Genomic DNA, 24,536 nt, shown 5'->3' with positions numbered 1-24,536 from the left:
TCGTTTATTCTTTTGTAACGACATCGCGTTCTGCGTCAGCAGAAACCAACTCTTCGGACTCTTCATCATTCGGCAGAGAAAGCCCTTCGTTTTGTTTCGCGTCTTCGTCGTCTTCCAAGTCTCTCATTTCGATTTCTTCTTCGTCGCTTGATAGAATTTTGACGTCCATACCTAAGCTTTGAAGCTCTTTGATCAATACTTTGAACGATTCCGGAACACCAGGTTCTGGAACATTGTCGCCTTTTACGATGGCTTCATATGTTTTCACACGGCCTACGACATCATCCGATTTAACAGTCAGGATCTCTTGTAGCGTATATGCTGCACCATAAGCTTCAAGCGCCCAAACTTCCATCTCTCCAAAACGCTGTCCGCCGAACTGCGCTTTACCTCCGAGAGGCTGCTGGGTAACGAGTGAGTAAGGACCGGTTGAACGTGCGTGCAATTTGTCGTCAACCATGTGTGCCAGTTTGATCATGTACATGATGCCGACAGAAACCCGGTTGTCAAACGGCTCCCCAGTTCGGCCGTCGTAAAGGACGGTTTTTGCGTCTCTTGACATGCCGGCTTCTTCAAGGGTTTCCCACACATCTTCTTCGCGGGCACCGTCAAATACAGGTGACGCGACATGCAGACCGAGGCGGCGTGCAGCCATACCAAGGTGCAGCTCCAACACCTGCCCGATGTTCATACGCGATGGTACGCCCAGCGGGTTTAACATGATGTCAATCGGCGTTCCGTCAGGCAGATACGGCATATCTTCCTCCGGAAGAATTTTCGAAATAACACCTTTGTTACCGTGGCGTCCGGCCATTTTGTCCCCTTCAGAAATTTTACGCTTCTGAACGATGTAGACGCGGACGAGCTGGTTAACGCCCGGAGGCAGTTCGTCTCCGTCTTCGCGGTTGAACACTTTTACATCAAGGATGATACCGCCGCCTCCGTGAGGTACACGCAGCGACGTATCACGCACTTCACGCGCTTTTTCCCCGAAGATGGCATGAAGCAGGCGTTCTTCCGCCGTAAGCTCTGTAACACCTTTAGGGGTTACTTTACCAACAAGAAGATCTCCGTCTTTTACTTCAGCACCGACACGGATAATTCCGCGTTCATCGAGATTGCGAAGAGCGTCCTCACCGACGTTCGGAATATCGCGAGTGATTTCTTCAGGTCCGAGTTTTGTATCCCGGGCCTCTGATTCGTATTCTTCAATATGAATAGACGTGTATACGTCGTCTTTTACAAGGCGTTCGCTCATGATGATGGCATCCTCATAGTTGTAGCCATCCCATGTCATAAAGCCGACCATGACGTTGCGTCCAAGGGCAAGCTCACCTTTTTCCATGGACGGACCGTCAGCTAAAATTTCACCTTTTTCAACCTCATCACCGACGCTTACGATCGGACGCTGGTTGTAGCAAGTTCCCTGGTTGGAACGGACAAACTTCAGCAGGCTGTATTTATCAAGGTTCCCTTTGACTTTCTGGCCGTCGACTTCTTCATAGCGGCGCACCCAGATGTTCTTCGCTTCCACCCGTTCAACGATTCCAGGGTGGCGGCAAATAACAGCGGCACCGGAGTCTTTCGCAGATACATATTCCATCCCGGTTCCGACGATCGGCGATTCAGGCTGCATAAGAGGTACGGCCTGACGTTGCATGTTCGCTCCCATAAGGGCGCGGTTTGAGTCATCGTTTTCCAAGAAAGGAATACATGCAGTCGCGGCAGAGACAACCTGTTTAGGCGAAACGTCCATATAGTCGACGCGGTCTTTCGGAACAACGGTGTTCTCCCCTCTGAAACGGGCGACGATGCTGTCATCCACAAAAGAACCGTCATCATTCAGGCGTGCGTTTGCCTGGGCAACGACATAGTTGTCTTCTTCATCAGCTGTCAAGTAATCGATTCTCGGCGTTACTTTTCCAGTTTCAGGATCGACGCGGCGATACGGCGTTTCGATGAAGCCGAAACGGTTCACTTTCGCGAATGAAGAAAGCGAGTTGATCAAGCCGATGTTTGGACCCTCAGGGGTTTCAATCGGACACATCCGGCCGTAGTGTGAATAGTGAACGTCACGGACTTCCATTCCGGCGCGCTCACGAGTCAAACCGCCCGGTCCGAGCGCTGACAGACGGCGCTTATGCGTCAGCTCAGCAAGCGGATTCGTCTGATCCATAAACTGAGAAAGCTGCGAGCTTCCGAAAAACTCTTTGATTGATGCGATGACAGGGCGAATATTGATCAGCTGCTGCGGCGTGATCGTGTTTGTATCTTGAATAGACATTCTTTCACGAACAACGCGCTCCATTCTGCTTAAACCAATACGGAATTGGTTTTGCAGAAGCTCTCCCACTGAACGGAGACGGCGGTTTCCTAGATGGTCGATATCGTCGGTATCGCCCACTCCGTGAAGCAGGTTAAAGAAATAGCTGATGGAAGCGATAATATCAGAAGGTGTAATATTCTTAACGCCTTCTTCGATATAAGCATTTCCAATCACATTGATTGTCTGCTCCCCTTCTTGGTCTGTCGGAGCATAGATTTTGATAGACTGAAGCGTTACTTCGTCTTCGACAACTCCGCCGTTCGGATAAAGCTTTTTAAAACCGATTCCGTTTTCAAGGTACGGCAGAACTTTATCAAGCGTTCTTCTGTCTAAAATCGCTCCTTTTTCGGCAAGGATTTCGCCTGTTTCAGGGTCGACTAGCGTTTCAGCAAGCCGCTGATTAAAAAGTCGGTTTTTGATGTGAAGCTTTTTATTAATTTTATAACGTCCTACACTCGCAAGGTCATATCTTTTCGGATCAAAGAACCTTGAATCAAGCAGGCTTTTTGCGTTTTCTACGGTAGGCGGCTCCCCTGGACGAAGACGCTCGTAGATTTCAAGAAGCGCTTTATCGGTGTTTTCCGTATTATCTTTATCAAGCGTATTGCGCAGATACTCGTTTTCACCGATGAGATCAATGATCTCTTGGTCAGATCCGAAGCCAAGAGCACGCAAAAGAACCGTAACCGGCAACTTACGTGTGCGATCGATGCGTACGTAAACAACATCTTTCGCATCAGTCTCGTATTCTAACCATGCGCCACGGTTTGGAATGACAGTCGCGGTAAAACCTTTCTTACCGTTTTTGTCTACTTTACCACTAAAATATACACTTGGAGAACGAACGAGCTGAGATACGATGACCCGTTCTGCACCGTTGATAATGAAGGTTCCAGTGTCTGTCATAATAGGGAAATCGCCCATGAAGACATCCTGATCCTTTACTTCGCCGGTTTCTTTGTTGATTAAGCGGACTTTAACCCGCAGCGGAGCTGAATAGGTCACATCCCGCTCTTTTGATTCTTCTACCGGATACTTAGGCTCGCCCAAGCTGTAGTCGATAAATTCCAGAGAGAGGTTACCAGTGAAATCCTCAATTGGCGATATGTCTTGAAACATCTCTCTAAGACCCTCATCAAGAAACCACTGATAAGAAGAGGTTTGAATTTCAATGAGATTTGGTAATTCTAACACTTCGCTAATGCGTGCATAGCTTCTGCGCTGGCGGTGTCGTCCATACTGAACTAGTTGACCTGTCAACTGATTCACCCCTCAAATCATGCGTAATATATGTGTAACAAGCATTTCTTCCTCAAATATGTAAGAAATACTTTTACAAGACAAAAGAAAAAAGGGTTTCTAATTTAGAAAACCACATCCAAAAACAAAATACCGATTTTATTAGTGTTCCCAATAATGTATATTTTATACAAACCTAGGCGTTTCTTAAAAACGGCAGCAAAATATATACATTGGCATTTTATAATGTTAACATAGCTGAAAATCCGAGTCAAACTTTTTTTGCTTTGATGATATAGTACGCTTTCTTTTTTTGAACGACTTCAACGTCCGCAAAAAGTTCTTTTAATTTTTCAATGGCAGAAGGCCCGCCTTGTTTTTTCTGAATGACGACCCACAGCTCTCCTGAAGGCCGCAAATGTTCAGCGCTTTTTTCAAAGATGGCGTGCACAGTTTTTTTCCCGGCGCGTATGGGGGGATTAGTAATAATAGAAGCGAATTTTTTTGCAGGTTCGACGTTGGCAAACAGATCACTCTGGTAGATCTTTATGTTGTCGATCTGATTATTTAACGCGTTTTCCTTCGAAAGTTCGACAGCTCTTTCATTAACATCGATCATGTGAACCATTCGATCTTCGAAATCCGCAGCAAGCGAAAGACCAATCGGGCCATAGCCGCAGCCTACATCCAAAAAATCACCTTCTGCATCCGGTTCCCGGAAAGCTTCAATCAGCAGCCTTGAGCCAAAGTCCACTTCTCTTTTTGAAAAAACTCCGCTGTCGCTGATAAAAGTAAACGTCCGGTTTCTCAAGCGAAATGCCCACATTGATCTGCTGCTTTTTGCTGAAGGTTTTTCCGAATAATAATGGTCAGTCATCACAGAACCTCCTCAGTTGGTGAACTCTCCAGATATCTTGAAACAAGATGGCTTATCTTATGCGGAAGGGACTACAATTAATTAGCAAAGAAAAAGCCCGCTTTTAAAAGCGAGCTTTCCCCTAAAGATTAGGTGAAGATTACTTAACTTCTACAGAAGCGCCAACTTCTTCAAGTTTAGCTTTAAGCTCTTCAGCTTCTTCTTTCGCAATACCTTCTTTAAGAGGTTTTGGAGTGTTGTCAACAAGTTCTTTAGCTTCTTTCAAGCCAAGACCAGTGATTTCACGAACAACTTTGATAACTTTGATTTTTTGATCTCCTGCACCAGCAAGAACAAGATCAAATTCAGTTTTTTCTTCAGCAGCACCGCCTGCAGCAGCTCCGCCAGCTACAGCTACAGGAGCAGCAGCAGTTACGCCGAATTCTTCTTCGATTGCTTTTACTAAGTCGTTCAGTTCAAGTACAGTTGCTTCTTTAACGGAAGCAATGATTTCTTCGATATTTAAAGCCATTTGTAATTCCTCCATTTTGTTTTATTTTTTAGATACTGATGCTATTAAGCGCCTTGTTCTTCCTTTTGTTCTGCAACAGCTTTAGTTGCAAGAGCAAGATTGCGAACTGGAGCTTGAAGTACGCTAAGCAACATAGAAAGCAAGCCTTCGCGAGATGGAAGTTCAGCAAGAGCTTTCACTTCTTCAACTGTGGACACTTTGCCTTCGATTACGCCCGCTTTGATTTCAAGAGCTTCGTGCTTTTTAGCAAACTCGTTAAGAACTTTAGCTGGAGCGACAACATCTTCAGTGCTGAATGCAATCGCATTCGGTCCTGTTAAGAAATCGTTCAAACCATCAAGTTCAGCTTGTTCAACCGCACGGCGAGTCATCGTGTTTTTGTACACTTTGAACTCAACGTTAGCTTCGCGAAGCTGTTTACGAAGTTCTGTTACTTCAGCTACGTTAAGGCCGCGATAGTCAACGATGATCGTTGATTTACTTTCTTTCAGTTTAGAAGTAATTTCTTCAACAACAACTTTTTTTGTTTCAATTGCGCTGCTCATGGTTACACCTCCTGTAAGATTCATCTGTGTAACACTTATACCGTTCGGTGATCACGTTCTTTAACGACATGTTCCATATAAAAAGCCTCCATTCGACATGGAGGCTGTATATACAAGCATACGTAACGCTAGAGCTGTGATATATATACACCTCGGTAGGAAATTAAGCCTTATCAGCACCTACTGTCTACGGTATAAATGGACATATTTTATTTTTACAACGTTTTGAATTATATCAGAACGTCTTATCAAAAGTCAATATTATTTTACGTTGAAAGTTGAAGGGTCCACTTTGATTCCAGGTCCCATTGTAGATGTAACAGAAACGTTTTTCACGTATACACCTTTAGCAGCAGCAGGCTTCGCTTTCAAAATTGTGTCGTACATTGTCGCGAAGTTCTCTACAAGCTTGCCTTCTTCGAAAGACACTTTTCCGATTGGAACGTGGATGTTTCCTGCTTTATCAACGCGGTATTCAACTTTACCCGCTTTGATTTCGTTGACTGCTTTTTCAACTTCAAATGTAACCGTTCCTGTTTTAGGGTTTGGCATAAGACCTTTTGGTCCAAGCACGCGTCCGATTTTACCGACTTCACCCATCATGTCAGGAGTCGCAACGATCACATCAAAATCAAACCAGCCTTGCTGAATTTTGTTGATGTAATCTGCATCGCCTACGTAGTCTGCACCAGCAGCTTCTGCTTCTTTCGCTTTTTCACCTTTAGCGAAAACAAGAACGCGCTGAGTTTTGCCTGTTCCGTTTGGAAGTACAACTGCACCGCGGATTTGCTGGTCGTTTTTACGAGGGTCAACACCTAAACGAAATGCCGCTTCAACAGTAGCATCGAATTTAGCTGTGTTTGTTTTTTTCACAAGCTCAATCGCTTCGTTTACGTCGTAAGCTTTTGTACGATCTACAAGCTTGGCAGCTTCGACGTATTTTTTACCTTTTTTAGCCATTTTAAAATTTCCTCCTTAGTGGTTTTAGCGGAATAACCTCCCACGAATAAGGGTTGCGAACTTGTCTGATCCAAACTCGCAACCCAGCAAAGAGACAAAAATTAGTCTTCGATCACAATACCCATACTGCGGGCAGTTCCTTCAACCATACGCATAGCCGCTTCAACATCTGCCGCATTTAAGTCAGGCATTTTTGTTTCGGCGATTTCACGTACTTTATCGCGTTTAACGGTTGCGACTTTATTACGGTTAGGCTCACCAGAACCTGACTCAATTCCAGCCGCTTTTTTAAGCAATACAGCAGCAGGCGGAGTTTTTGTGATAAATGTAAATGAACGGTCTTCGTAAACCGAAATTTCTACAGGAATGATCAGACCAGCTTGGTCAGATGTACGAGCGTTAAACTCCTTACAGAATCCCATGATGTTAACACCGGCTTGACCTAACGCAGGACCAACTGGCGGAGCTGGATTCGCTTTTCCAGCAGGAATTTGCAATTTTACAACTTTAACTACTTTTTTAGCCACGAGACACACCTCCTTAAGTCCGTGATGTGGTAATAGGGTGAACCCTCCCACTCAAGGTCTCATTCTTTATATGAATGATGAAAATATCAAGCTAGCTGCCTTGACCTTTTTGCCAAGACGCACCTTTGTATATTACCACTTTTATATAGTGATTTCAAGCGCTTTTCCATTACAATTTGTCAACTTGAGTAAATTCGAGCTCAACCGGGGTCTCTCTTCCGAACATATTAACAAAAACTTTGACTTTATTTTTGTCGTGGTCGATCTCTTCGATCGTCCCTGTGAAATCAGCAAACGGGCCGTCGATAACCTTGACGGTTTCTTTTAATTCAAAGTCGATTTCTGTTTTTCTTTCTTCAAGCCCCATCCGCTTCAGGATTTTTTCCGCTTCGCCCGGAAGCAGTGCAGTCGGCTTTGAACCTGATCCGGCTGAACCGACAAACCCGGTCACACCAGGCGTATTTCGAACAACATACCAGGAATCATCCGTCATGACAAGTTCGACAAGTACATAACCAGGGAAGACTTTCTTTTTAACGACTTTTTTCTTGCCGTTTTTAATATCGGTTTCTTCCTCTTCAGGTACAACGACGCGGAATATCTTATCTTGCATCCCCATCGATTCTACCCGCTTTTCCAAATTCGCCTTTACTTTATTTTCATAGCCGGAGTACGTATGAACCACATACCATTTCTTTTCCATTCTCATTCAGGACCCTTTCAGTCCTTCCCTCCCCACACCTTAAAAGTTTATTGGCCGTACCGGGAAACTGACACTTTCTTTTATACGAGCCTCATATTTTGAAACAATGAAAAAACCCGTTGAACGGGTTTTTTGGCAAGTCATATTTAGATCTATTATAACACGTTATGCTGATCATTATTCAACTATTAAACGAATTAATTGCGTAATACCCGAATCGATGAGTGCAAAAAAGATGGCGAAAAAGATAACGGTGGTGATAACAGTGATCGTATAGCGCGTTAGTTCTTTTCCTTTAGGCCAGGTGACCTTTTTCATTTCTTTTCCGACATTCTTTAAAAATTTGATAATACCCATGGTAAGAAACCTCCACAACCTAAAAACAAAAACACCTATTTTGTTTCCAGATGTACTGTATGTGAATTGCAGTTATTGCAGTATTTCTTTACTTCGAGCCGTTCAGCCAAAGCTGCGGAGCTTTTCATTGTCGTATAATTACGATTTCCGCAATTTTTGCAGGCTAACGTTACTTTTTTCTTCATGTTTACACCTTTTTCTGGACGTTCATTTCCTAAGTAACATATCACAGTCATAAAATGACTGTCAATATGCCATAAGCATCGGCTACAAGCTGATTTCGCGGAGCTCCAGGTACTTTTCAAGCTTCCTTTTGACACGCTGGAGCGCATTATCGATCGATTTTACATGGCGGTTTAATTCTTCGGATATTTCCTGATAGGATCTTCCGTCGAGATAGAGCGCAAGAACTTTTCTTTCTAAATCACTAAGCAATTCTCCCATTTTCAGCTCGATATCATCGAATTCTTCCTGATTGATGATCAGCTCTTCAGGATTCATGACCTTGGCCCCTGAAATCACGTCGAGAAGCGTCCGGTCTGATTCCTCGTCATAAATGGGCTTGTCCAGCGACACATAAGAATTGAGCGGAATATGTTTCTGGCGAGTAGCTGTTTTGATAGCGGTAATAATTTGGCGGGTAATGCATAATTCTGCAAAAGCTTTGAATGAAGTCAGCTTGTCCTCTCTAAAATCACGGATAGATTTGTAGAGTCCAATCATGCCTTCCTGAACGATATCTTCCCGATCAGCCCCGATTAAGAAGTAGGATCTTGCTTTTGCCCTTACAAAATTACGGTACTTTGTAATCAAGTAATCTAACGCATCACTGTCTCCGACATGAACCATTTCAATGACCTGCTCGTCTTCCAACTGGCAAAAACGTTCTTTGCTGAACTGTTCTTTGCTGAATTTTCCCTGGTTGTTTTGTAAGTTCACTCCGATCCCCCCGACCGCACGTAGATAGAAATATTATACAGTAATGGACAAAAAAGCGTCAACCTAATCCAAGTCGCCACGCCGCCATTTTTCGAAGATCCTCAAGACGTCTTCTGACAATGGAATTTTCCCTGCGGGACGCTCTGAGGTGATTTGTTTCACCCTGTTTTCAATTTGCCTTTCGATCGCTTCGACCTCCCTGAGCAGCTCTCTGGCCGATTTGCGCAGGGCCCCCTGGCCAAAAATCGCCCACTGCTCTGTGTAATCGGATGTGGCAACATGGATCTGCGTCTGAATACTATTCAAGTCTGACACCAGTTTCTCGATCCGTTCATCAGCCGTTTCATTTTCCCTTGTGAATATCACTTCTACGCGATGATTGACCTTCTTTTTCTCGATTCCTTTAACGAGATGCGCATCAAAGACAACGATTACCCGAAACCCTGTATACGATTGATATTCCGCCATCTTCTGAATCAACAGGTCCCTTGCTTCTTCAAAACTGTTTTCTTTTAAATCTTTCAGCTGAGGCCAAGCCCCAATCATGTTATAACCGTCGACCAACAGGATGTCCATTCCGTCTATTCTCCCAGAGGGCTTCGTTTCCGGTACACTTCATACATCAGCAGGCCGGCTGCAACTGAGGCGTTCAGGGATGTGACCTTTCCCGCCATCGGCAGGCGAATGAGAAAATCACATTTCTCTTTAACAAGCCTTCCCATGCCTTTTCCTTCGCTGCCGATGACAAGCGCAAGCGGCATATTTCCGTCCAGCGACCTGTAGTCCTGTTGTCCAGACGCATCGGTACCGACGACCCAAATGCCCCGTCCCTTCATTTCTTCCAGGGTCCGCGACAGATTGGTCACCTTGACGACCGGAATATGTTCGATGGCTCCTGTCGAGGCTTTGGCGACAGTCGTTGTAAGGCCGACCGCGCGCCTTTTCGGAATGACGATGCCGTGAGCCCCGACCGCGTCTGCGGTGCGCATAATAGAGCCCAGGTTGTGCGGATCCTCAATTTCGTCTAATACAAGGATAAACGGCTGTTCATTTCTGTCTTCGGCCTTTTGAAAAAGATCATCCAGCTCGGCATACTCGTAAGCCGCTACCTGGGCGACGACGCCTTGATGCTGTCCGGAAACCATTTGATCGAGTTTTTTTCTTGGGACATAATGAATCGTGACGCCATTTTTGGCGGCGAGATCGACGACTTGCTGAGCCTGTCCCTTCACTGTGTTTTCCGCCATCCACAGCTTATACAATTCCCGGCCGGACTTTAATGTTTCGATGACCGCGTTTTTTCCTATGACGTAATCATGCTGCTGACTCATTTTACTTCCTCCCTGCCATCCCGTTTTTCCAGCGCTGCTTTGATGAGTTCATTAAGCCTATCTTCCCTGTTCTCAAGAAAAAGATACCCGATGACCGCCTCAAAAGCCGTACTGTAACGATATGTTTGGACATCCGTGTTTTTCGGTACCGTTCCGGATTTGGCATTCCGCCCTCTTCTCAGCACAGCCTGTTCTTCCTCGGTGAAAAATTCCTGCTCCTCAAGCGCAAACAGCATGCTTGCCTGCGACTTGGCGGAGACATATCGCCTCGACTGCCGGTGCAGATCATTGGGCCTTGTCATGCCTTGCTTTAAGAGGTGATGCCTCACATATACCTCCAAAACGGCATCACCCATGTAAGCAAGCGCCAAACCATTCAGCTGTTTGGCGTCTTTAATGGTTTCCAAATTCATGTTTATGATTCTCCTCTTTTCCAGCGCGTGCCCTGCGGAGTGTCCTCCAAGATAATATTCATGCTTTTCAACTGGTCGCGAATCTGATCAGATGTTGCAAAGTCGCGGTTTCTCCGGGCCTCATTCCGCTTCTCGATCAGTTCTTCAATGTCTTTATCCAAAAGTTCCTGTTCCTTGAGGGAGAAGCCGAGCACTGAGCAGATCTCGTCAAACAGCTGTATAAACGCCTGAATGACATGTTCTGCAGTATTCTTTTCCTGCAAATAGTAGTTGGCATGTTTGGCCAGGTCAAACAGGACGGAAATGGCATTCGCTGTATTGAAATCATCATCCATAGCCGTTTGGAAGGCTTTTCGCTGCTCTTCGATTTTTTCAAGCCATTCTGAATCGCCCTCTGTTAAATTTGTACTGCTTTTTAGGCGATGCTGCAAATTGCTATAAGCTGTTTTTAGACGTCCAAAAGCGTTTTTTGTGTTCTCGAGAAGTTCGACCGAATAGTTTATCGGATGTCTGTAATGAACAGACAGCATGAAAAACCGCAGCACTTGGGGGTCATGCTCTTTAATAATGTCATGCACAAGAACAAAGTTGCCGAGCGATTTTGACATTTTCTCATTATCGATATTAATGTAGCCGTTATGAAGCCAATATTTCGCGAAAGGCTTCCCTGTTAATGCTTCCGATTGGGCAATTTCGTTTTCATGATGCGGGAAGGCCAGATCCTGACCGCCGGCGTGAATGTCGATCGAATCGCCCAGATATTTTCTCGCCATCGCAGAGCACTCGATATGCCAGCCGGGACGGCCTTTTCCCCAAGGGCTATCCCAGGAGATTTCGTTATCTTTAGCCGCTTTCCATAGTGTAAAATCGAGCGCATCTTCTTTCTTTTCGCCCACTTGAATTCGGGCGCCTGATCTCAGCTCATCGACCGATTGATGCGACAGCTTTCCATAGCCTTCAAACGATCTTGTTTTATAATAAACATCTCCGTCCGCCTCATAGGCATAGCCCTTATCGATCAGCGTCTGAATAAAGTCGATGATCTCATCCATGTTTTCAGTGACGCGCGGATGGCAGTCAGCTTTTGTGCAGCCCAGTGAACCGACATCTTCGAAGTATGCCTTAATAAAGCGTTCGGCGATGACCGGCACTTCCTCTCCAAGTTCATTTGCCGCTTTAATTAATTTGTCATCGACATCTGTAAAATTGGAGACATATTGGACTTCATAGCCTTTATACTCTAAATACTTTCTGACAGTGTCAAACACGATAGCCGGCCTTGCGTTTCCGATATGGATGTAGTTATATACTGTCGGACCGCACACATACATTTTGACCTTGCCTTCTTCAAGAGGCACAAACGGCTCTTTTTTTCGTGTGAGAGTATTATACAATGTTAGTGTCACAGCTCATCTTCCCTTTCTTTTCTCCGGAGCTCTTGTTTCAGCTGCCTGATTTCGTTTTCCAATTCTCTGAAGCGGTCAGCCACCGGATCCGGCAAATCCTGGTGATTCAAGTCGCGTCTGATTTTCTTTCCGTTTTGTACGACGACCCGGCCCGGGATGCCGACAACGGTGGAGCATTCAGGCACATCGTGCAGGACGACGGAGCCTGCACCGATTTTCGCCCCTCTTCCGACTGTAATGGATCCAAGCACTTTAGCCCCTGTTGAGATCAGGGCATCGTCCTCGATTGTCGGATGCCTTTTGCCTTTTTCTTTTCCTGTTCCCCCAAGCGTCACGCCCTGAAAAACCGTGACATTGTTTCCGATCTCACAGGTTTCGCCGATCACAACCCCCATGCCGTGATCAATGAAAAATCTCCTGCCGATCTTGGCACCCGGGTGAATTTCGATTCCCGTAAAGAAGCGGGCGATTTGAGAGATCGCTCTGGCGATGAAAAACCTTTTTCTTTTATATAAAGCATGTGCAATTCGATGTGCCCATATAGCATGCAAACCTGAATAAGTTAAGATGACTTCAATGTAGCTTCTCGCAGCCGGATCTTGGTCAAATACGACATCTACATCTTCTTTCAGCATTTTAAAGAACACATGATTCCCCCCGTTCCCCGCTTCCTTTGTCTCTATTGTCAAACCATATAAAAAACGCCTCTGTCTGATGACAGAGACGCTTTTTGACGCGCGGTTCCACTCTGTTTAGAAAACAGCACAGCTGTTTTCTCAACTCTCATCCATAACGGCGGATACCGCCTTTGAATACTTGTTATAAAAACGTTCTTCAAAGGTCTCAAGAGGTGCATTTCTAAAGCCCGGCGCTTAAGTCTTTTCCAGCCGATGAAGACTCTCTCTTTAAAGGCCCTGGCTTTATACTTATCCCTGTCAACGATTTATCTTATTGAATAATGTTATGCAGCCGTTTTAAAACGGTGTCTTTCCCCAATAATTCAATGGACTGAGGCAGTTCAGGACCGTGGGTCTGGCCTGTCGTCGCTACGCGGATCGGCATAAACAGCTTTTTCCCTTTATGTCCTGTTTCTTTTTGAACGGCTTTGATGGATGCCTTGATCTCATCTGCCGTAAACGAGTCAAGCTGCTCAAGCTTTTCGGCAAATACGCGAAGCACTTCCGGAACCTGCTCTTCTTCTAAAACTGTTCTTGCTTCACGATTATACTGGATATCGTCTTTAAAGAACAACTCTGTTAACTCGACGATTTCAGCGCCGTAGCTCAGCTGTTCCTGATATAGGGAAATCAGCTTGCGCACCCATTCCTGTTCGCTGCCTGAAAGCTCTTCTGAAACCTTGCCCGCTTTTTGCAAATGCGGCACGGTCAATTCGATGACCTGATCAAGATCAAGTTTTTTCACATACTGGTTGTTGACCCATTTCAGTTTATGCGTATCAAACACCGCTGGTGATTTTGACAAACGGTTTACATCAAATATCTCAATAAACTGTTCTTTTGTAAACAGTTCTTCTTCTCCGACCGGCGACCAGCCTAGAAGAGTGATGAAGTTAAACAATGCTTCCGGCAAATAGCCGAGCTCTTCGTACTGCTCGATAAACTGAATGATGGACTCATCACGTTTGCTCAGTTTTTTGCGGCTTTCATTGACGATTAATGTCATATGTCCAAATGCCGGGATATCCCAGCCAAGGGCGTTGTAAATCATGATCTGCTTTGGCGTATTGGAAATGTGGTCTTCGCCGCGCAGGACATGCGTCATTTTCATTAAATAGTCATCGACCGCTACGGCAAAGTTGTAAGTAGGCGTTCCGTCTTTCTTCACGATGACGAAGTCGCCGATTCCGTCTGTTTCAAAAGAAATTTCTCCTTTGACGATGTCATCAAAGCGGATGACTTCACCTTGAGGCACTTTAAAGCGGATGCTCGGCTGTCTTCCTTCAGCTTCGAGCTTTTCCTGCTCTTCTTTTGTTAAATTGCGGCACTTGCCGGAGTAGCGCGGCATTTCTCCGCGGGCAGCCTGTTCCTCACGCTCTTTCTCAAGCTCTTCTTCCGTGCAGTAGCATTTGTAGGCTAGCCCTTTTTCAAGAAGCTCCTCGTAATATGTTTTGTAAATGTCGTTTCTTTCGGATTGGCGGTATGGTCCGTATTCTCCTCCGACATCCACGCTTTCATCCCAGTCGATGCCCAGCCATTTTAAATAGTTCAGCTGGCTTTGCTCCCCGCCTTCAATGTTGCGCTTGCGGTCCGTATCTTCAATGCGGATGATGAATTTTCCGCCTTGGCTCCGGGCAAACAAATAATTAAAAAGAGCGGTTCTGGCATTTCCGATATGTAAATGGCCTGTTGGGCTCGGCGCATAACGAACCCGAACTTCGTTTCCCATCTGTCTAACTTCCTTTCGTCTCTAGCAGAGTTCAAATTTATTTCCTATTCTATCATCAAATGAACCTGTCTTCAAAATGAATTATACCTTTTGGAGCAGAACGGAAGCCTGGGCGGCGATTCCTTCGGCTCTTCCCGTAAATCCGAGCTTTTCGGTTGTGGTCGCTTTTACGTTAATTTGGGAAATTTCCGCCTCTAGCCCTTCGGCAATTCTGGCTCTCATGTCTTCGATATACGGCGCCATTTTAGGCTTTTGGGCGATGATTGTACAATCCAGGTTCCCTAGCGTATAGCCTTTTTCCTTCACGATCATCCAGACGTGGCGAAGGAGTTTGAAGGAGTCGGCATCTTTGAATTCAGGATCGGTATCCGGAAAGTGTTTTCCGATATCGCCCTCGCCGACGGCACCGAGACATGCATCCGCAATCGTGTGCAAAAGCACATCTGCATCTGAATGTCCGAGAAGGCCTTTTTCGTAAGGAATCGTAATTCCCCCGATTATGAGCGGCCTGCCTTCCACTAGTTGATGGACGTCAAATCCTTGGCCTATTCTAAACATGTTCATTCCTCTTTTCCGCTTCTAATATCGCTTCTGCGACAAGCAAGTCATCCGGGGTCGTCAGTTTGATGTTTTGATAATCCCCTTGAATGATTGCAACCGTACCTCCGGCTTCCTCGACAAGACTGGCGTCGTCCGTACCGAGGAAACCTTTTGCTTCAGCCTCAAGGTGAGCATTCATCAGAATAGAAAGACGAAAAGCTTGTGGGGTTTGAGCGGCCCACAAGCTTGAACGTTCAATCGTTCCGGCTATCTCACCGTCTTGAACGCGTTTGATCGTGTCTTTAACAGGAACGGCAACGATGGCTGCCCCTGTTTCCTTTGCTTTCTCGACAAGCTGTTCGATATATTCCCGTTTAATAAAAGGTCTTGCTCCGTCATGGACGAGGACCGTTTCCTCTTTGCCGGCCGCTTTAATGCCCGCAAAAACGCTTTGCTGGCGTTCTCTTCCGCCCGGCACCATCTCGATCGGAGTCTTAAAATGATAGGTTTTTAAAAGGGTGTTGAATTCACCGAATTCCTGTTCATTGATGACAAGAATGATCCTTTTGCAGGCATCATGGTTTTCAAACACCTTTAATGTATGAATAATCACAGGTATTCCTTTCGCCTCGATAAACAGTTTGTTTTTCCCGGCATTCATTCGTTTACCTTGTCCGGCGGCAGGAATGACGACTTCATAATTCATTTTATTTCTCCCTTTTTCAAAGCGCCTTTTCCAGCAGTTTCGGCTTGGCGAATATCATTCTGCCTGCCGCTGTCTGCAGCACGCTGGTCACGAGCACGTCGATATGTTTGCCAATATAATTTCGCCCTTCTTCAACGACAATCATCGTGCCGTCGTCCAGATAAGCCACGCCCTGATTATGTTCTTTTCCGTCTTTGATGACCTGCACCTTCATTTCTTCTCCCGGAAGCACGACAGGCTTGACGGCGTTGGCAAGGTCGTTGATGTTCAATACGGCAACCTTTTGGAGCTCGCATACTTTGTTCAAATTGAAATCGTTTGTGACGACAACGCCCGAGGTCAGCTTCGCCAGTTTGACGAGCTTGCTGTCGACCTCTTGGATGTCTTCAAAATCGCCTTCATAAATTTCAACTTTAATATCAAGCTCTTTCTGGATACGGTTTAAAATATCCAGTCCTCTCCGCCCTCTGTTTCGTTTGAGGACGTCTGAAGAGTCGGCGATATGCTGCAGTTCCTCAAGCACAAACTGAGGAATCACAATGACGCCTTCAAGAAATCCGGTCTGACAAATATCAGCAATTCTCCCATCTATAATAACACTTGTGTCTAAAATTTTCAGCTTTTTGTCTTCTTCCGGACGCTCTTCCTCAGCAGAACCTTTTTTCTTTCTCGATGTAAAAAGTGTCAGCATTTCATCCTTTTTCTTGAAACCCACACGGAATCCGAGATAGCCGAGAAATGCGGCCAACACAATCGGAATGACCGTGCTGATTAACTGATAAGGGATGTCTTTTAACGGAATGACGTTGACGATAAGATAAGCGAGCATAAGTCCGAAGATTAATCCCAAAGAGCCGAACAACAAGTCTGAGACAGGTGCTTTGATCAAGGAATCCTCAATCTGTTTCACCCAGTTGATGACGTGATCCGCACACCAGATGCCCAGAAGAAAAAAGATGATAGCTCCTAAACAAGCAGACGCATACGGGTTTGTTACTAAAGGTATGTCCTGTACATTTAACAGTACAAACAATTCCGGTATGAGAAAAATACCGATAACGCCTCCCAAAATCGCAAAGAACGCTTGAACTATTCGTTTTAACATACCTTCACCTCCTTTAAAATAATCGTTTTAATTTTTATAAATGCAGCTGTTTCCACGTGAAAAAGGGAAAACAAAAAGTAAGAATAATATACCCATAAATTGCAAATTTTAATCACTTCTAGAAAATTTTCTCACAGCTGCCTGTCAGTATAATGTTTCTCCTGAAGTCTCTTTAACCCTTTCTTTATCTTTTGGGCACGAACAGCCCCAATTCCTTCCACTTCATCCAAATCTTTTACATCCGCTTCGATAATGAGCTTTAAATGGCCGAATGCTTCGACAACATTTTCGACGATCGGCATCGGGAGGCGGGGAATTTTGTGGAGAAGCCTGTAGCCTCTCGGAAAAACGTATTCTTCCATGTTCGTAGTTGCTGAATAGCCTAAAAGCTTAAGGAGAATCGCATCATCCAGCAATTCGAAACTCGACATATCCTGAAGCTGTTTCAGCAGAACAAACGGGTCTTTGATTTTTTCTTTCACATAATCTTTGACGAACAGCGCCGCTTCCTGCTCCATATCGGTGATCAGTTCGCTAACCTGGAGTCTGATGAGATGGCCTTCTGTTCCAAGCTCTTTAATATACATATTAATTTCGTTTTTGATTCTGAGCACCATTTCATATCGATGCAGAACGGAGATGACATCCCCAAATGTAACAAGCTCTTCAAATTCCAGCGCGTTCAAATTGGAAATCGCATGGTCCAAAATGAGTTTGTATTTTTCGAGCGTCTGAATCGCCTGATTGGCTTTTGTTAAGATAAAGCCGATATCTTTGAGTATATATTTCATATTTTCCTGATAGAGCGTAATCACATTCCGTCTTTCAGAAATCGCGATGATCAGACAGCCGGTCTGCTTGGCCACACGCTCGGCTGTTCTGTGTCTCATGCCCGTCTCAGAGGAGGGAATCGTCGCCTCAGGCATGAGCTGTGTATTGGCATATAGAATTTTTTGCCCTGAATCGCTGAGAATGATCGCCCCGTCCATTTTAGCCAGCTCGTACAGATGAGCCGGAGAGAAAGAAGAATTTATGTGGAACCCTCCGTCAACCACTTCTTTCACTTTATCGTTGAAGCCGACCACGATTAATCCGCCTGTTTTGGCCCGAAGGACGTTTTCGATTCCTTCGCGAAGAGGCGTGCCGGGGGCGACAAACTGCAATATTTCTGAAAGATCCTGTTTCGCTCCTTTTTTGTCTTTGTCCATATATTATGATCCTCCTAATGAAGCTCGAAGGGCCTCAGCTACATTTTCAACGCCGACGACTTCGATTCCTTTCGGCTTTGTCCATCCTTCTACATTTGCAGAAGGAATAATCATTCTTTTAAAACCAAGCTTCGCCGCTTCCTGCACCCTCTGTTCTATCCTTGATACTCTGCGGACCTCCCCTGTCAATCCGACTTCTCCGATAAAACAATCCGTCGGATGAGGCGGGGTGTCTCTGAAGCTTGAGGCGATGCTCACTGCAACGGCGAGGTCAATCGCTGGCTCGTCCAGCTTGACGCCTCCGGCGACTTTTAAATAGGCGTCTTGATTTTGCAGCAGCAGTCCAACCCTTTTTTCTAAAACTGCCATTAGCAATGAGACGCGGTTATGATCAATCCCGGTTGCCATCCGGCGCGGATTCCCAAAGCTCGTGGGGGAAATCAGCGCCTGAATCTCTACTAAGACTGGCCTCGTGCCTTCCATTGAGGCCACGACACTCGATCCGGCCGCTCCCGCCGAGCGCTCTTCGAGAAAGATTTCTGACGGATTCAGCACCTCTGTCAGGCCCTCTTCCCTCATTTCAAAGATTCCCATTTCATTCGTTGATCCAAACCGGTTTTTGACGGCTCTTAAAATCCGAAATGTATGATGCCGCTCACCTTCAAAGTAAAGGACGGTGTCGACCATATGTTCCAGAAGTCTCGGTCCGGCAATCGAACCTTCTTTTGTGACATGCCCGACGATAAATATTGGAATCCCTTTCGTTTTTGCAATTCTCATCAGCTCAGCGGTGCATTCCCTGACCTGGGAGACGCTGCCCGGAGCGGATGTGATATCACTTTGGTAAACGGTTTGAATCGAATCAACCACTACGAATGATGGGTTCATCTCTTCTATAGAAGACGTAATATACTCCATATCGGTTTCAGATAAAACGTGAAGAGTGGGACTGTTGATACCTAGACGGTCTGCTCTCAGCTTTGTCTGCTTGACCGATTCTTCGCCTGAGATGTACAGGACATTTTCTTTTGAATCAGCGAGCTGGGCAGATACTTGAAGCAGCAAGGTTGATTTCCCGATGCCGGGGTCGCCTCCGATTAAAACAAGTGAACCTTTGACGATGCCGTTTCCCAAGACGCGGTTGAATTCGCCAAGTTTCGTTTTAATTCGCGGCTCTTCTGTTGTTTCAATTGAAGTGAGAGGTGAAGGCTTTTGCACCGTTTGAACGGAATGTGAAAAAGCGGTTCTTCTGTTGGCGGCGGGTTTTTTTATCGTTTCTTCCACCATGGTATTCCATGCACCGCATCCGGGGCATTTCCCCATCCACTTGGCGGATTCGTAGCCGCATGAGTGACAAATGAATTTAGTCTTTGTTTTAGCCATTGATTTTTCAAAACGCTCCCTTTATAAGAAAGTGAGGCATACTGATGAACATCGTATGCCTCTTTCTTTTGTCTCTATATTAGTTCGTTTTAGCTTCGGTTTTTACGACAAATTCTCCGTCTTCTACATCCAAAACAATATGCTGGCCTTTTTGAATATGGCCTTTTAGGAGCTCTTCTGACAGCCGGTCTTCCACGTGTTTTTGGATTGCTCTTCTGAGAGGACGCGCTCCGTATTCGAGATCCACGCCTTCATCGGCGATTTTTTCTTTAGCCGCTTCAGTCAGCTCAATTGAAAGATCCTGTTCTTTCAGACGCTTGGTCAATTGGTCTGACATGAGGGATACAATATCTTTCAAATGTTTTTTCTCCAAAGAGTGGAAGACGATGATCTCATCAATCCGGTTGATAAATTCAGGTCTAAAGGCGCGTTTTAGTTCACCCATGACTTTGTCTTTCATATCTTTATAATTCTGGGTTTCATCCTGGACATTAAACCCGACGTATTTATTTCTTCTCAGTTCGCTCGCACCGACGTTTGATGTCATGATCAAAATCGTATTCCTAAAGTCAACCGTGCGCCCTTTTGAATCAGTCAGGCGGCCGTCTTCAAGCACCTGCAGCAAAATATTGAAGACATCTGGGTGAGCTTTCTCGATTTCATCAAGCAAGACGACGGAATACGGTTTTCTTCTCACTTTTTCAGTGAGCTGTCCGCCTTCATCATAGCCGACATATCCAGGAGGTGAACCGACGAGTCTTGATGTTGAATGTTTTTCCATGTACTCGGACATATCGATGCGAATCATTGCTTCTTCATCGCCGAAAATGGACTCGGCAAGTGCACGGGCAAGCTCCGTTTTCCCTACGCCTGTTGGGCCAAGGAAAATAAACGAACCGATAGGACGTTTTGGATCTTTTAAGCCGGCACGCGCGCGTCTGACTGCTTTTGCAACTGCAACGACAGCCTCATCCTGGCCGATAACGCGGGAATGAAGAATGCTCTCCATGTTCAGCAATTTGTCTGTTTCGGTCTGCGCAATTTTGGAAACCGGCACTCCGGTCCAGCTTGATACAACCATTGCAATATCGTCGACGGTCACTTCGGAATTTTCTTGACCTTGCTTTTCTTTCCAGGTTTTCTTGGTTTCTTCGACCTGTTCACGCAAGCGCTGCTCCGTATCACGTAAAGACGCTGCTTTTTCGAATTCCTGGCTTTGAACAGCGGCATCTTTTTCTTTCCTTACCTCATCAAGCTTTTGTTCAAGCTCTTTTAAGTTAGGAGGCGTTGTGAATGAACGCAGTCTAACCTTTGAGCCGGCTTCATCGATTAAGTCGATCGCCTTGTCAGGCAGAAAACGGTCCGAAATGTAGCGGTCTGACAGCTTTACTGCCGCTTCGATCGCTTCATCCGTAATCGATACGCGGTGATGGGCTTCATAGCGGTCTCTGAGCCCTTTCAATATTTGAATGCTTTCTTCAGGAGACGGCTGGTCAACCTGAATCGGCTGAAAACGCCGTTCTAGTGCAGCATCTTTTTCAATGTATTTGCGGTATTCATCAAGGGTTGTCGCCCCGATGCATTGCAGCTCTCCGCGCGCCAGCGACGGTTTAAGGATATTGGAGGCATCGATGGCCCCTTCCGCTCCTCCGGCTCCGATGAGAGTATGCAGCTCATCGATGAAGAGGATGATATTTCCCGCTTGACGAATTTCGTCCATCACTTTTTTCAGGCGGTCTTCAAATTCACCGCGATATTTCGTGCCGGCGACAACCGTTCCCATATCAAGTGTCATGACGCGCTTGTCGCGTAAAATCTCCGGTACTTCGTTATTGATGATCTGCTGGGCCAGGCCTTCGGCAATCGCAGTCTTACCGACACCAGGCTCCCCGATTAACACAGGGTTATTTTTCGTTCTGCGGCTCAACACTTCAATCACGCGTTGAATTTCTTTGCTTCTGCCGATCACGGGATCAAGGCTGTCTTCTTTTGCAATCGCCGTGAGATCCCGGGCAAGACTGTCTAAAGTTGGTGTGTTGGCGCTACTGTTGGCGCCTGAAGCAGCGCCTCCGCTCTCATTGCTGCCCAACAGCTGCAATACTTGCTGTCTCGCTTTGTTTAAGCTGACGCCTAAATTATTCAGCACCCTTGCCGCAACACCTTCCCCTTCGCGGATTAAGCCAAGGAGGATGTGTTCAGTTCCAACGTAGGAGTGGCCAAGCTTTCTCGCTTCATCCATCGCCAATTCGGTCACTTTCTTGGCTCTCGGTGTGTAATGGATCGATTGTGACATTTCTTGTCCGCGGCCGATGAGGCTTTCAACTTCTTTTTGAATCTTGTCAGGGCTGAGTCCTAACGCCTGCAGCGCTTTCGCAGCAATTCCTTCTCCCTCGCGGACAAGGCCGAGGAGAATATGTTCTGTTCCAATGTTATTATGGCCCAGACGCAGAGCTTCTTCTTGAGCAAGCGCCAATACTTTTTGTGCTCTTTCTGTGAATCTTCCAAACATCATATCGTTTCATCCTCCTGTCTATTGCCGTTGTTTTCTAATTTCAAGCGCTCCCTGATAAGAGCAGCCCGCCTGATGTCCCTCTCGTTTGGCCTTAAGGCTCCTCCGGAATATTGCTGGAGAAATCCAGGCTGTGTCAGGATCATCAGCTCATTAAGTATATTGCTGGAAAGACCTTTTATTATCCCCAGGTCAATTCCAAGACGAACGTCTGAAAGACATCTTGCTGTTTCTTTCGACTCGATCATCCGGCAATTGGACAGTACGCCGTAAGATCTGTAGACGCGGTCTTCAAGTTCGATTTGCGAAGTCTGATAAAGCGCCTTTCTTGCTGAACGCTCTTGTTCGATCAGCTGAGCAACGACACTGTTCAGATCTTCGACAATGTCGTGTTCCGATTTACCGAGGGTAATTTGGTTGGAAATTTGAAAGATATTCCCTAATGCTTCGCTGCCTTCACCGTAAATTCCTCTAACAACAAGCCCTAATTGATTAATTGCCGGAATAATTCTGTTTATTTGCCTAGTTAACACTAAAGCAGGAAGGTGCATCATGACAGAAGCTCTAAGCCCTGTTCCGACATTTGTAGGGCAGCTGGTCAAGTAGCCTCTTTGTTCGGAAAAAGCGTAGTCGATCCGGTCTTCAATCCAATCGTCCACCTGATTTGCTGCTTTCAATGCTTCTGACAGCTGAAATCCCGGAAATAGACATTGAATGCGAATATGATCTTCCTCATTCAGCATAATACTCACTTCTTCATTTTCAGAAAGAAGGCATGCGCCAAAGGAAGCTTCCGTCAAATGCGGACTGATCAGATGTTTTTCCACAAGAACCCTTTTTTCCAAAGGCTGGACCTGATCCATTTTCACAAGCTCAAACTTCCCGATACCGGGCACTTCATAGCCTGTGAACTGTTCTTCAAACAATGCTATAATCGCTGAAGCCTCTTCATTTGAAAAAAGCGTTGGAAAACGGACTTTATCCAAATTGCGCGCAAGACGGATCCGGCTGCTAAGCACGATGTCACTCTCAGGGCCTTCTTGCCGCATCCAATTGCTTAAAGCATTCTGAATAAAATGCTGCAGTGACATCAGTCCTCCTCCTCCTTGTTTGCATTCAGGTTTTGTTCAAGCGATCTGATCTGATCTCTGATGTTGGCTGCTTTTTCAAATTCCTCCTGCTGAATTAATTCTTTCAGCTCTTTTTTTAATGCTTCAATTTGTCTTCTTACATGCAGATTACCGCCGATCCGCTTTGGTATTTTACCCGCGTGGACCGTGTTCCCGCTGTGAACTTTTCTTAAAACCGGAGTGATATAGGAGTGGAAGGTTTTATAACATTCCGAACATCCAAACCGGCCGGTTTTTCGAAATTCCGGGAACGTCATATTGCATTTTTTGCATCGCAAAACCTGATCCGGCTGTTGAAAAAGCTGCGCCTCGCTGCTGTTTGTAAAAGACGAGTCAAAATTAAGCAGTCCGGATAATAAATTATGGATGGAAAATCCGCCACTTTCATTCATAGAATATGACTCGCTGTTCTCTTTCGCACATTGTTCACAGATGTGCATTTCTTTTTTTTCACCATTAATAACTTTCGTAAAGTGAAAAGTTGCCGGTCTTTCTTTACACTCTTGACATATCACGCTTCTCACCCGCTTTACTTAAATTTAAGTGACGTAAGCATGGCTTTCATCATTCTTGCTCTTAATTCGTCTCGTTCAGGCAAATCAATATATAAAACAGAACGGTCCATGACACTCACCATCAATTTCGCTTCGCTTTCTGTAATGACACCATTTTCTAACAGCCTTAAAATGATGTCATCTGAAGCAGCCTGGGAGAGCCTTGTATAGATTTGATTCATAATATTGTTAATCAAATCAATTTTGTCGTTCATTTTAATTTTAATAATTCGGATATAACCGCCGCCGCCTCTTTTGCTTTCGACAATATATCCGCGCTCGCTCGTAAAACGCGTATTGATTACGTAATTGATCTGAGAAGGAACACACTGAAATTTATCGGCTATTTCGCTCCGTTTAATCTCTAATATTTCTTTCCCGTTCTGTTCTAATATTTGTTTCAAATACTGTTCGATTATGTCAGAAATATTTTTCCCCACTCAGCCCCCTCCTTCACTTGACTTTGACTATATTTGACTTTAACTTTACTATAAGTGGTTTTCGTTTTTTTTTCAACTAATTGCTCTTCGTCCTTTATTATTTCCACTTTTAGCTGTCATAAAACCTTAGGGAAAAGAAAAAAGACCAGCTTTTATATAAGCTGGTCTTTCTAAGCGCTTGGCGGCGTCCTACTCTCACAGGGGGAAGCCCCCAACTACCATCGGCGCTGAAGAGCTTAACTTCCGTGTTCGGCATGGGAACGGGTGTGACCTCTTCGCTATCGCCACCAAACTATGCCTTCAGGACGAAGGTACTGGGCGTTCCTCACAGGATGTGAGGGCCTTTAGCCGAGTTTCCTTGCCTTTGGCTTTCTGAGAGGTGTTCTCTCAAAACTAGATAACGGACAGACGATTCACAAAT

The 24,536-nt window shown here is 45.4% G+C and carries 25 protein-coding genes, 1 rRNA gene and 2 other annotated features; all 26 genes read right to left on the bottom strand.

Annotated elements, in window-relative coordinates; genetic code table 11:
- Nucleotides 1–4: 4 nt before the first annotated feature.
- Nucleotides 5–3,586, bottom strand: coding sequence for a DNA-directed RNA polymerase subunit beta (gene rpoB / locus TRNA_RS22145; RefSeq protein ID WP_011197480.1), 3,582 nt, complete (start codon nt 3,584–3,586; stop codon nt 5–7).
- Nucleotides 3,587–3,836: 250 nt separating this feature from the next.
- Entirely contained in the window at nt 3,837–4,442 is a 606-nt protein-coding gene (locus tag TRNA_RS22140; protein ID WP_011197479.1) for a class I SAM-dependent methyltransferase, read from the bottom strand.
- Nucleotides 4,443–4,581: 139 nt separating this feature from the next.
- Nucleotides 4,582–4,953 carry a 50S ribosomal protein L7/L12 gene (gene rplL, locus TRNA_RS22135; RefSeq protein ID WP_003178305.1) on the bottom strand — a complete coding sequence of 124 codons (372 nt, stop codon included), beginning with the start codon at nt 4,951–4,953 and terminating at the stop codon, nt 4,582–4,584.
- Between the two features lie 44 nt (nt 4,954–4,997).
- Nucleotides 4,998–5,498, bottom strand: coding sequence for a 50S ribosomal protein L10 (gene rplJ, locus TRNA_RS22130; protein WP_003178304.1), 501 nt, complete (start codon nt 5,496–5,498; stop codon nt 4,998–5,000).
- Between the two features lie 69 nt (nt 5,499–5,567).
- Nucleotides 5,568–5,709: a sequence feature (ribosomal protein L10 leader region), on the bottom strand.
- A gap of 50 nt (nt 5,710–5,759) precedes the next feature.
- Nucleotides 5,760–6,458 carry a 50S ribosomal protein L1 gene (rplA, locus tag TRNA_RS22125; protein ID WP_003178302.1) on the bottom strand — a complete coding sequence of 233 codons (699 nt, stop codon included), beginning with the start codon at nt 6,456–6,458 and terminating at the stop codon, nt 5,760–5,762.
- A 101-nt stretch (nt 6,459–6,559) separates the two neighbouring features.
- Complete coding sequence (rplK, locus tag TRNA_RS22120) at nt 6,560–6,985, bottom strand: 50S ribosomal protein L11 (RefSeq protein ID WP_003178300.1); 426 nt, start codon at nt 6,983–6,985, stop codon at nt 6,560–6,562.
- Between the two features lie 169 nt (nt 6,986–7,154).
- Nucleotides 7,155–7,688, bottom strand: coding sequence for a transcription termination/antitermination protein NusG (gene nusG, locus TRNA_RS22115; protein ID WP_003178298.1), 534 nt, complete (start codon nt 7,686–7,688; stop codon nt 7,155–7,157).
- Nucleotides 7,689–7,865: 177 nt separating this feature from the next.
- Nucleotides 7,866–8,045 carry a preprotein translocase subunit SecE gene (secE, locus tag TRNA_RS22110; RefSeq protein ID WP_003178291.1) on the bottom strand — a complete coding sequence of 60 codons (180 nt, stop codon included), beginning with the start codon at nt 8,043–8,045 and terminating at the stop codon, nt 7,866–7,868.
- Between the two features lie 35 nt (nt 8,046–8,080).
- Nucleotides 8,081–8,230, bottom strand: a complete 150-nt coding sequence (gene rpmG, locus TRNA_RS43085; protein WP_003178289.1) for a 50S ribosomal protein L33 — start codon at nt 8,228–8,230, stop codon at nt 8,081–8,083.
- 82 nt (nt 8,231–8,312) lie between these two features.
- Nucleotides 8,313–8,984, bottom strand: a complete 672-nt coding sequence (gene sigH / locus TRNA_RS22105; protein ID WP_003178288.1) for an RNA polymerase sporulation sigma factor SigH — start codon at nt 8,982–8,984, stop codon at nt 8,313–8,315.
- A gap of 63 nt (nt 8,985–9,047) precedes the next feature.
- Nucleotides 9,048–9,560 carry a ribosome-dependent mRNA decay endonuclease Rae1/YacP gene (rae1, locus tag TRNA_RS22100; protein WP_003178286.1) on the bottom strand — a complete coding sequence of 171 codons (513 nt, stop codon included), beginning with the start codon at nt 9,558–9,560 and terminating at the stop codon, nt 9,048–9,050.
- Between the two features lie 5 nt (nt 9,561–9,565).
- Nucleotides 9,566–10,315 (bottom strand): 23S rRNA (guanosine(2251)-2'-O)-methyltransferase RlmB, encoded by a 750-nt coding sequence (gene rlmB, locus TRNA_RS22095; RefSeq protein ID WP_011197477.1) that lies wholly within the window; start codon nt 10,313–10,315, stop codon nt 9,566–9,568.
- Complete coding sequence (locus tag TRNA_RS22090; protein ID WP_003178284.1) at nt 10,312–10,728, bottom strand: Mini-ribonuclease 3; 417 nt, start codon at nt 10,726–10,728, stop codon at nt 10,312–10,314. The genes rlmB and TRNA_RS22090 overlap by 4 nt, the downstream gene beginning before the upstream one ends.
- A gap of 2 nt (nt 10,729–10,730) precedes the next feature.
- Nucleotides 10,731–12,134 carry a cysteine--tRNA ligase gene (gene cysS, locus TRNA_RS22085; RefSeq protein ID WP_011197476.1) on the bottom strand — a complete coding sequence of 468 codons (1,404 nt, stop codon included), beginning with the start codon at nt 12,132–12,134 and terminating at the stop codon, nt 10,731–10,733.
- A complete protein-coding gene (gene cysE / locus TRNA_RS22080) occupies nt 12,131–12,781 on the bottom strand; it encodes a serine O-acetyltransferase (RefSeq protein WP_003178282.1) in 651 nt (216 codons plus the stop codon). The genes cysS and cysE overlap by 4 nt, the downstream gene beginning before the upstream one ends.
- A 69-nt stretch (nt 12,782–12,850) precedes the next feature.
- Nucleotides 12,851–13,082 (bottom strand) — a binding site (T-box leader).
- A complete protein-coding gene (gene gltX / locus TRNA_RS22075; RefSeq protein ID WP_009330348.1) occupies nt 13,083–14,540 on the bottom strand; it encodes a glutamate--tRNA ligase in 1,458 nt (485 codons plus the stop codon).
- 81 nt (nt 14,541–14,621) lie between these two features.
- Nucleotides 14,622–15,098, bottom strand: a complete 477-nt coding sequence (gene ispF, locus TRNA_RS22070) for a 2-C-methyl-D-erythritol 2,4-cyclodiphosphate synthase (protein WP_003178280.1) — start codon at nt 15,096–15,098, stop codon at nt 14,622–14,624.
- Nucleotides 15,091–15,786, bottom strand: a complete 696-nt coding sequence (gene ispD, locus TRNA_RS22065; RefSeq protein WP_009330349.1) for a 2-C-methyl-D-erythritol 4-phosphate cytidylyltransferase — start codon at nt 15,784–15,786, stop codon at nt 15,091–15,093. Before ispD ends, ispF begins: the two co-directional genes overlap by 8 nt.
- A 16-nt stretch (nt 15,787–15,802) precedes the next feature.
- Nucleotides 15,803–16,891 (bottom strand): PIN/TRAM domain-containing protein, encoded by a 1,089-nt coding sequence (locus TRNA_RS22060; RefSeq protein ID WP_009330350.1) that lies wholly within the window; start codon nt 16,889–16,891, stop codon nt 15,803–15,805.
- A gap of 131 nt (nt 16,892–17,022) precedes the next feature.
- A complete protein-coding gene (gene disA, locus TRNA_RS22055) occupies nt 17,023–18,099 on the bottom strand; it encodes a DNA integrity scanning diadenylate cyclase DisA (RefSeq protein WP_003178277.1) in 1,077 nt (358 codons plus the stop codon).
- 3 nt (nt 18,100–18,102) lie between these two features.
- Nucleotides 18,103–19,482 carry a DNA repair protein RadA gene (radA, locus tag TRNA_RS22050; protein WP_003178276.1) on the bottom strand — a complete coding sequence of 460 codons (1,380 nt, stop codon included), beginning with the start codon at nt 19,480–19,482 and terminating at the stop codon, nt 18,103–18,105.
- Nucleotides 19,483–19,561: 79 nt separating this feature from the next.
- Nucleotides 19,562–21,994, bottom strand: a complete 2,433-nt coding sequence (gene clpC / locus TRNA_RS22045; RefSeq protein WP_003178275.1) for an ATP-dependent protease ATP-binding subunit ClpC — start codon at nt 21,992–21,994, stop codon at nt 19,562–19,564.
- Nucleotides 21,991–23,082: a protein arginine kinase gene (locus tag TRNA_RS22040; protein WP_003178273.1), complete on the bottom strand. Its 1,092-nt coding sequence runs from the start codon at nt 23,080–23,082 to the stop codon at nt 21,991–21,993. Before TRNA_RS22040 ends, clpC begins: the two co-directional genes overlap by 4 nt.
- Entirely contained in the window at nt 23,082–23,636 is a 555-nt protein-coding gene (locus TRNA_RS22035; RefSeq protein ID WP_003178271.1) for a UvrB/UvrC motif-containing protein, read from the bottom strand. The genes TRNA_RS22040 and TRNA_RS22035 overlap by 1 nt, the downstream gene beginning before the upstream one ends.
- A 14-nt stretch (nt 23,637–23,650) precedes the next feature.
- Entirely contained in the window at nt 23,651–24,115 is a 465-nt protein-coding gene (locus TRNA_RS22030) for a CtsR family transcriptional regulator (protein ID WP_003178269.1), read from the bottom strand.
- A gap of 176 nt (nt 24,116–24,291) precedes the next feature.
- Nucleotides 24,292–24,407, bottom strand: a 5S ribosomal RNA gene (gene rrf / locus TRNA_RS22025).
- Nucleotides 24,408–24,536: the final 129 nt, after the last annotated feature.

The organism is Bacillus licheniformis DSM 13 = ATCC 14580 (assembly GCF_000011645.1).
GTDB classification, from domain to species: Bacteria; Bacillota; Bacilli; order Bacillales; family Bacillaceae; genus Bacillus; species Bacillus licheniformis.
This window is presented reverse-complemented; position numbering and strand designations above follow the sequence as displayed.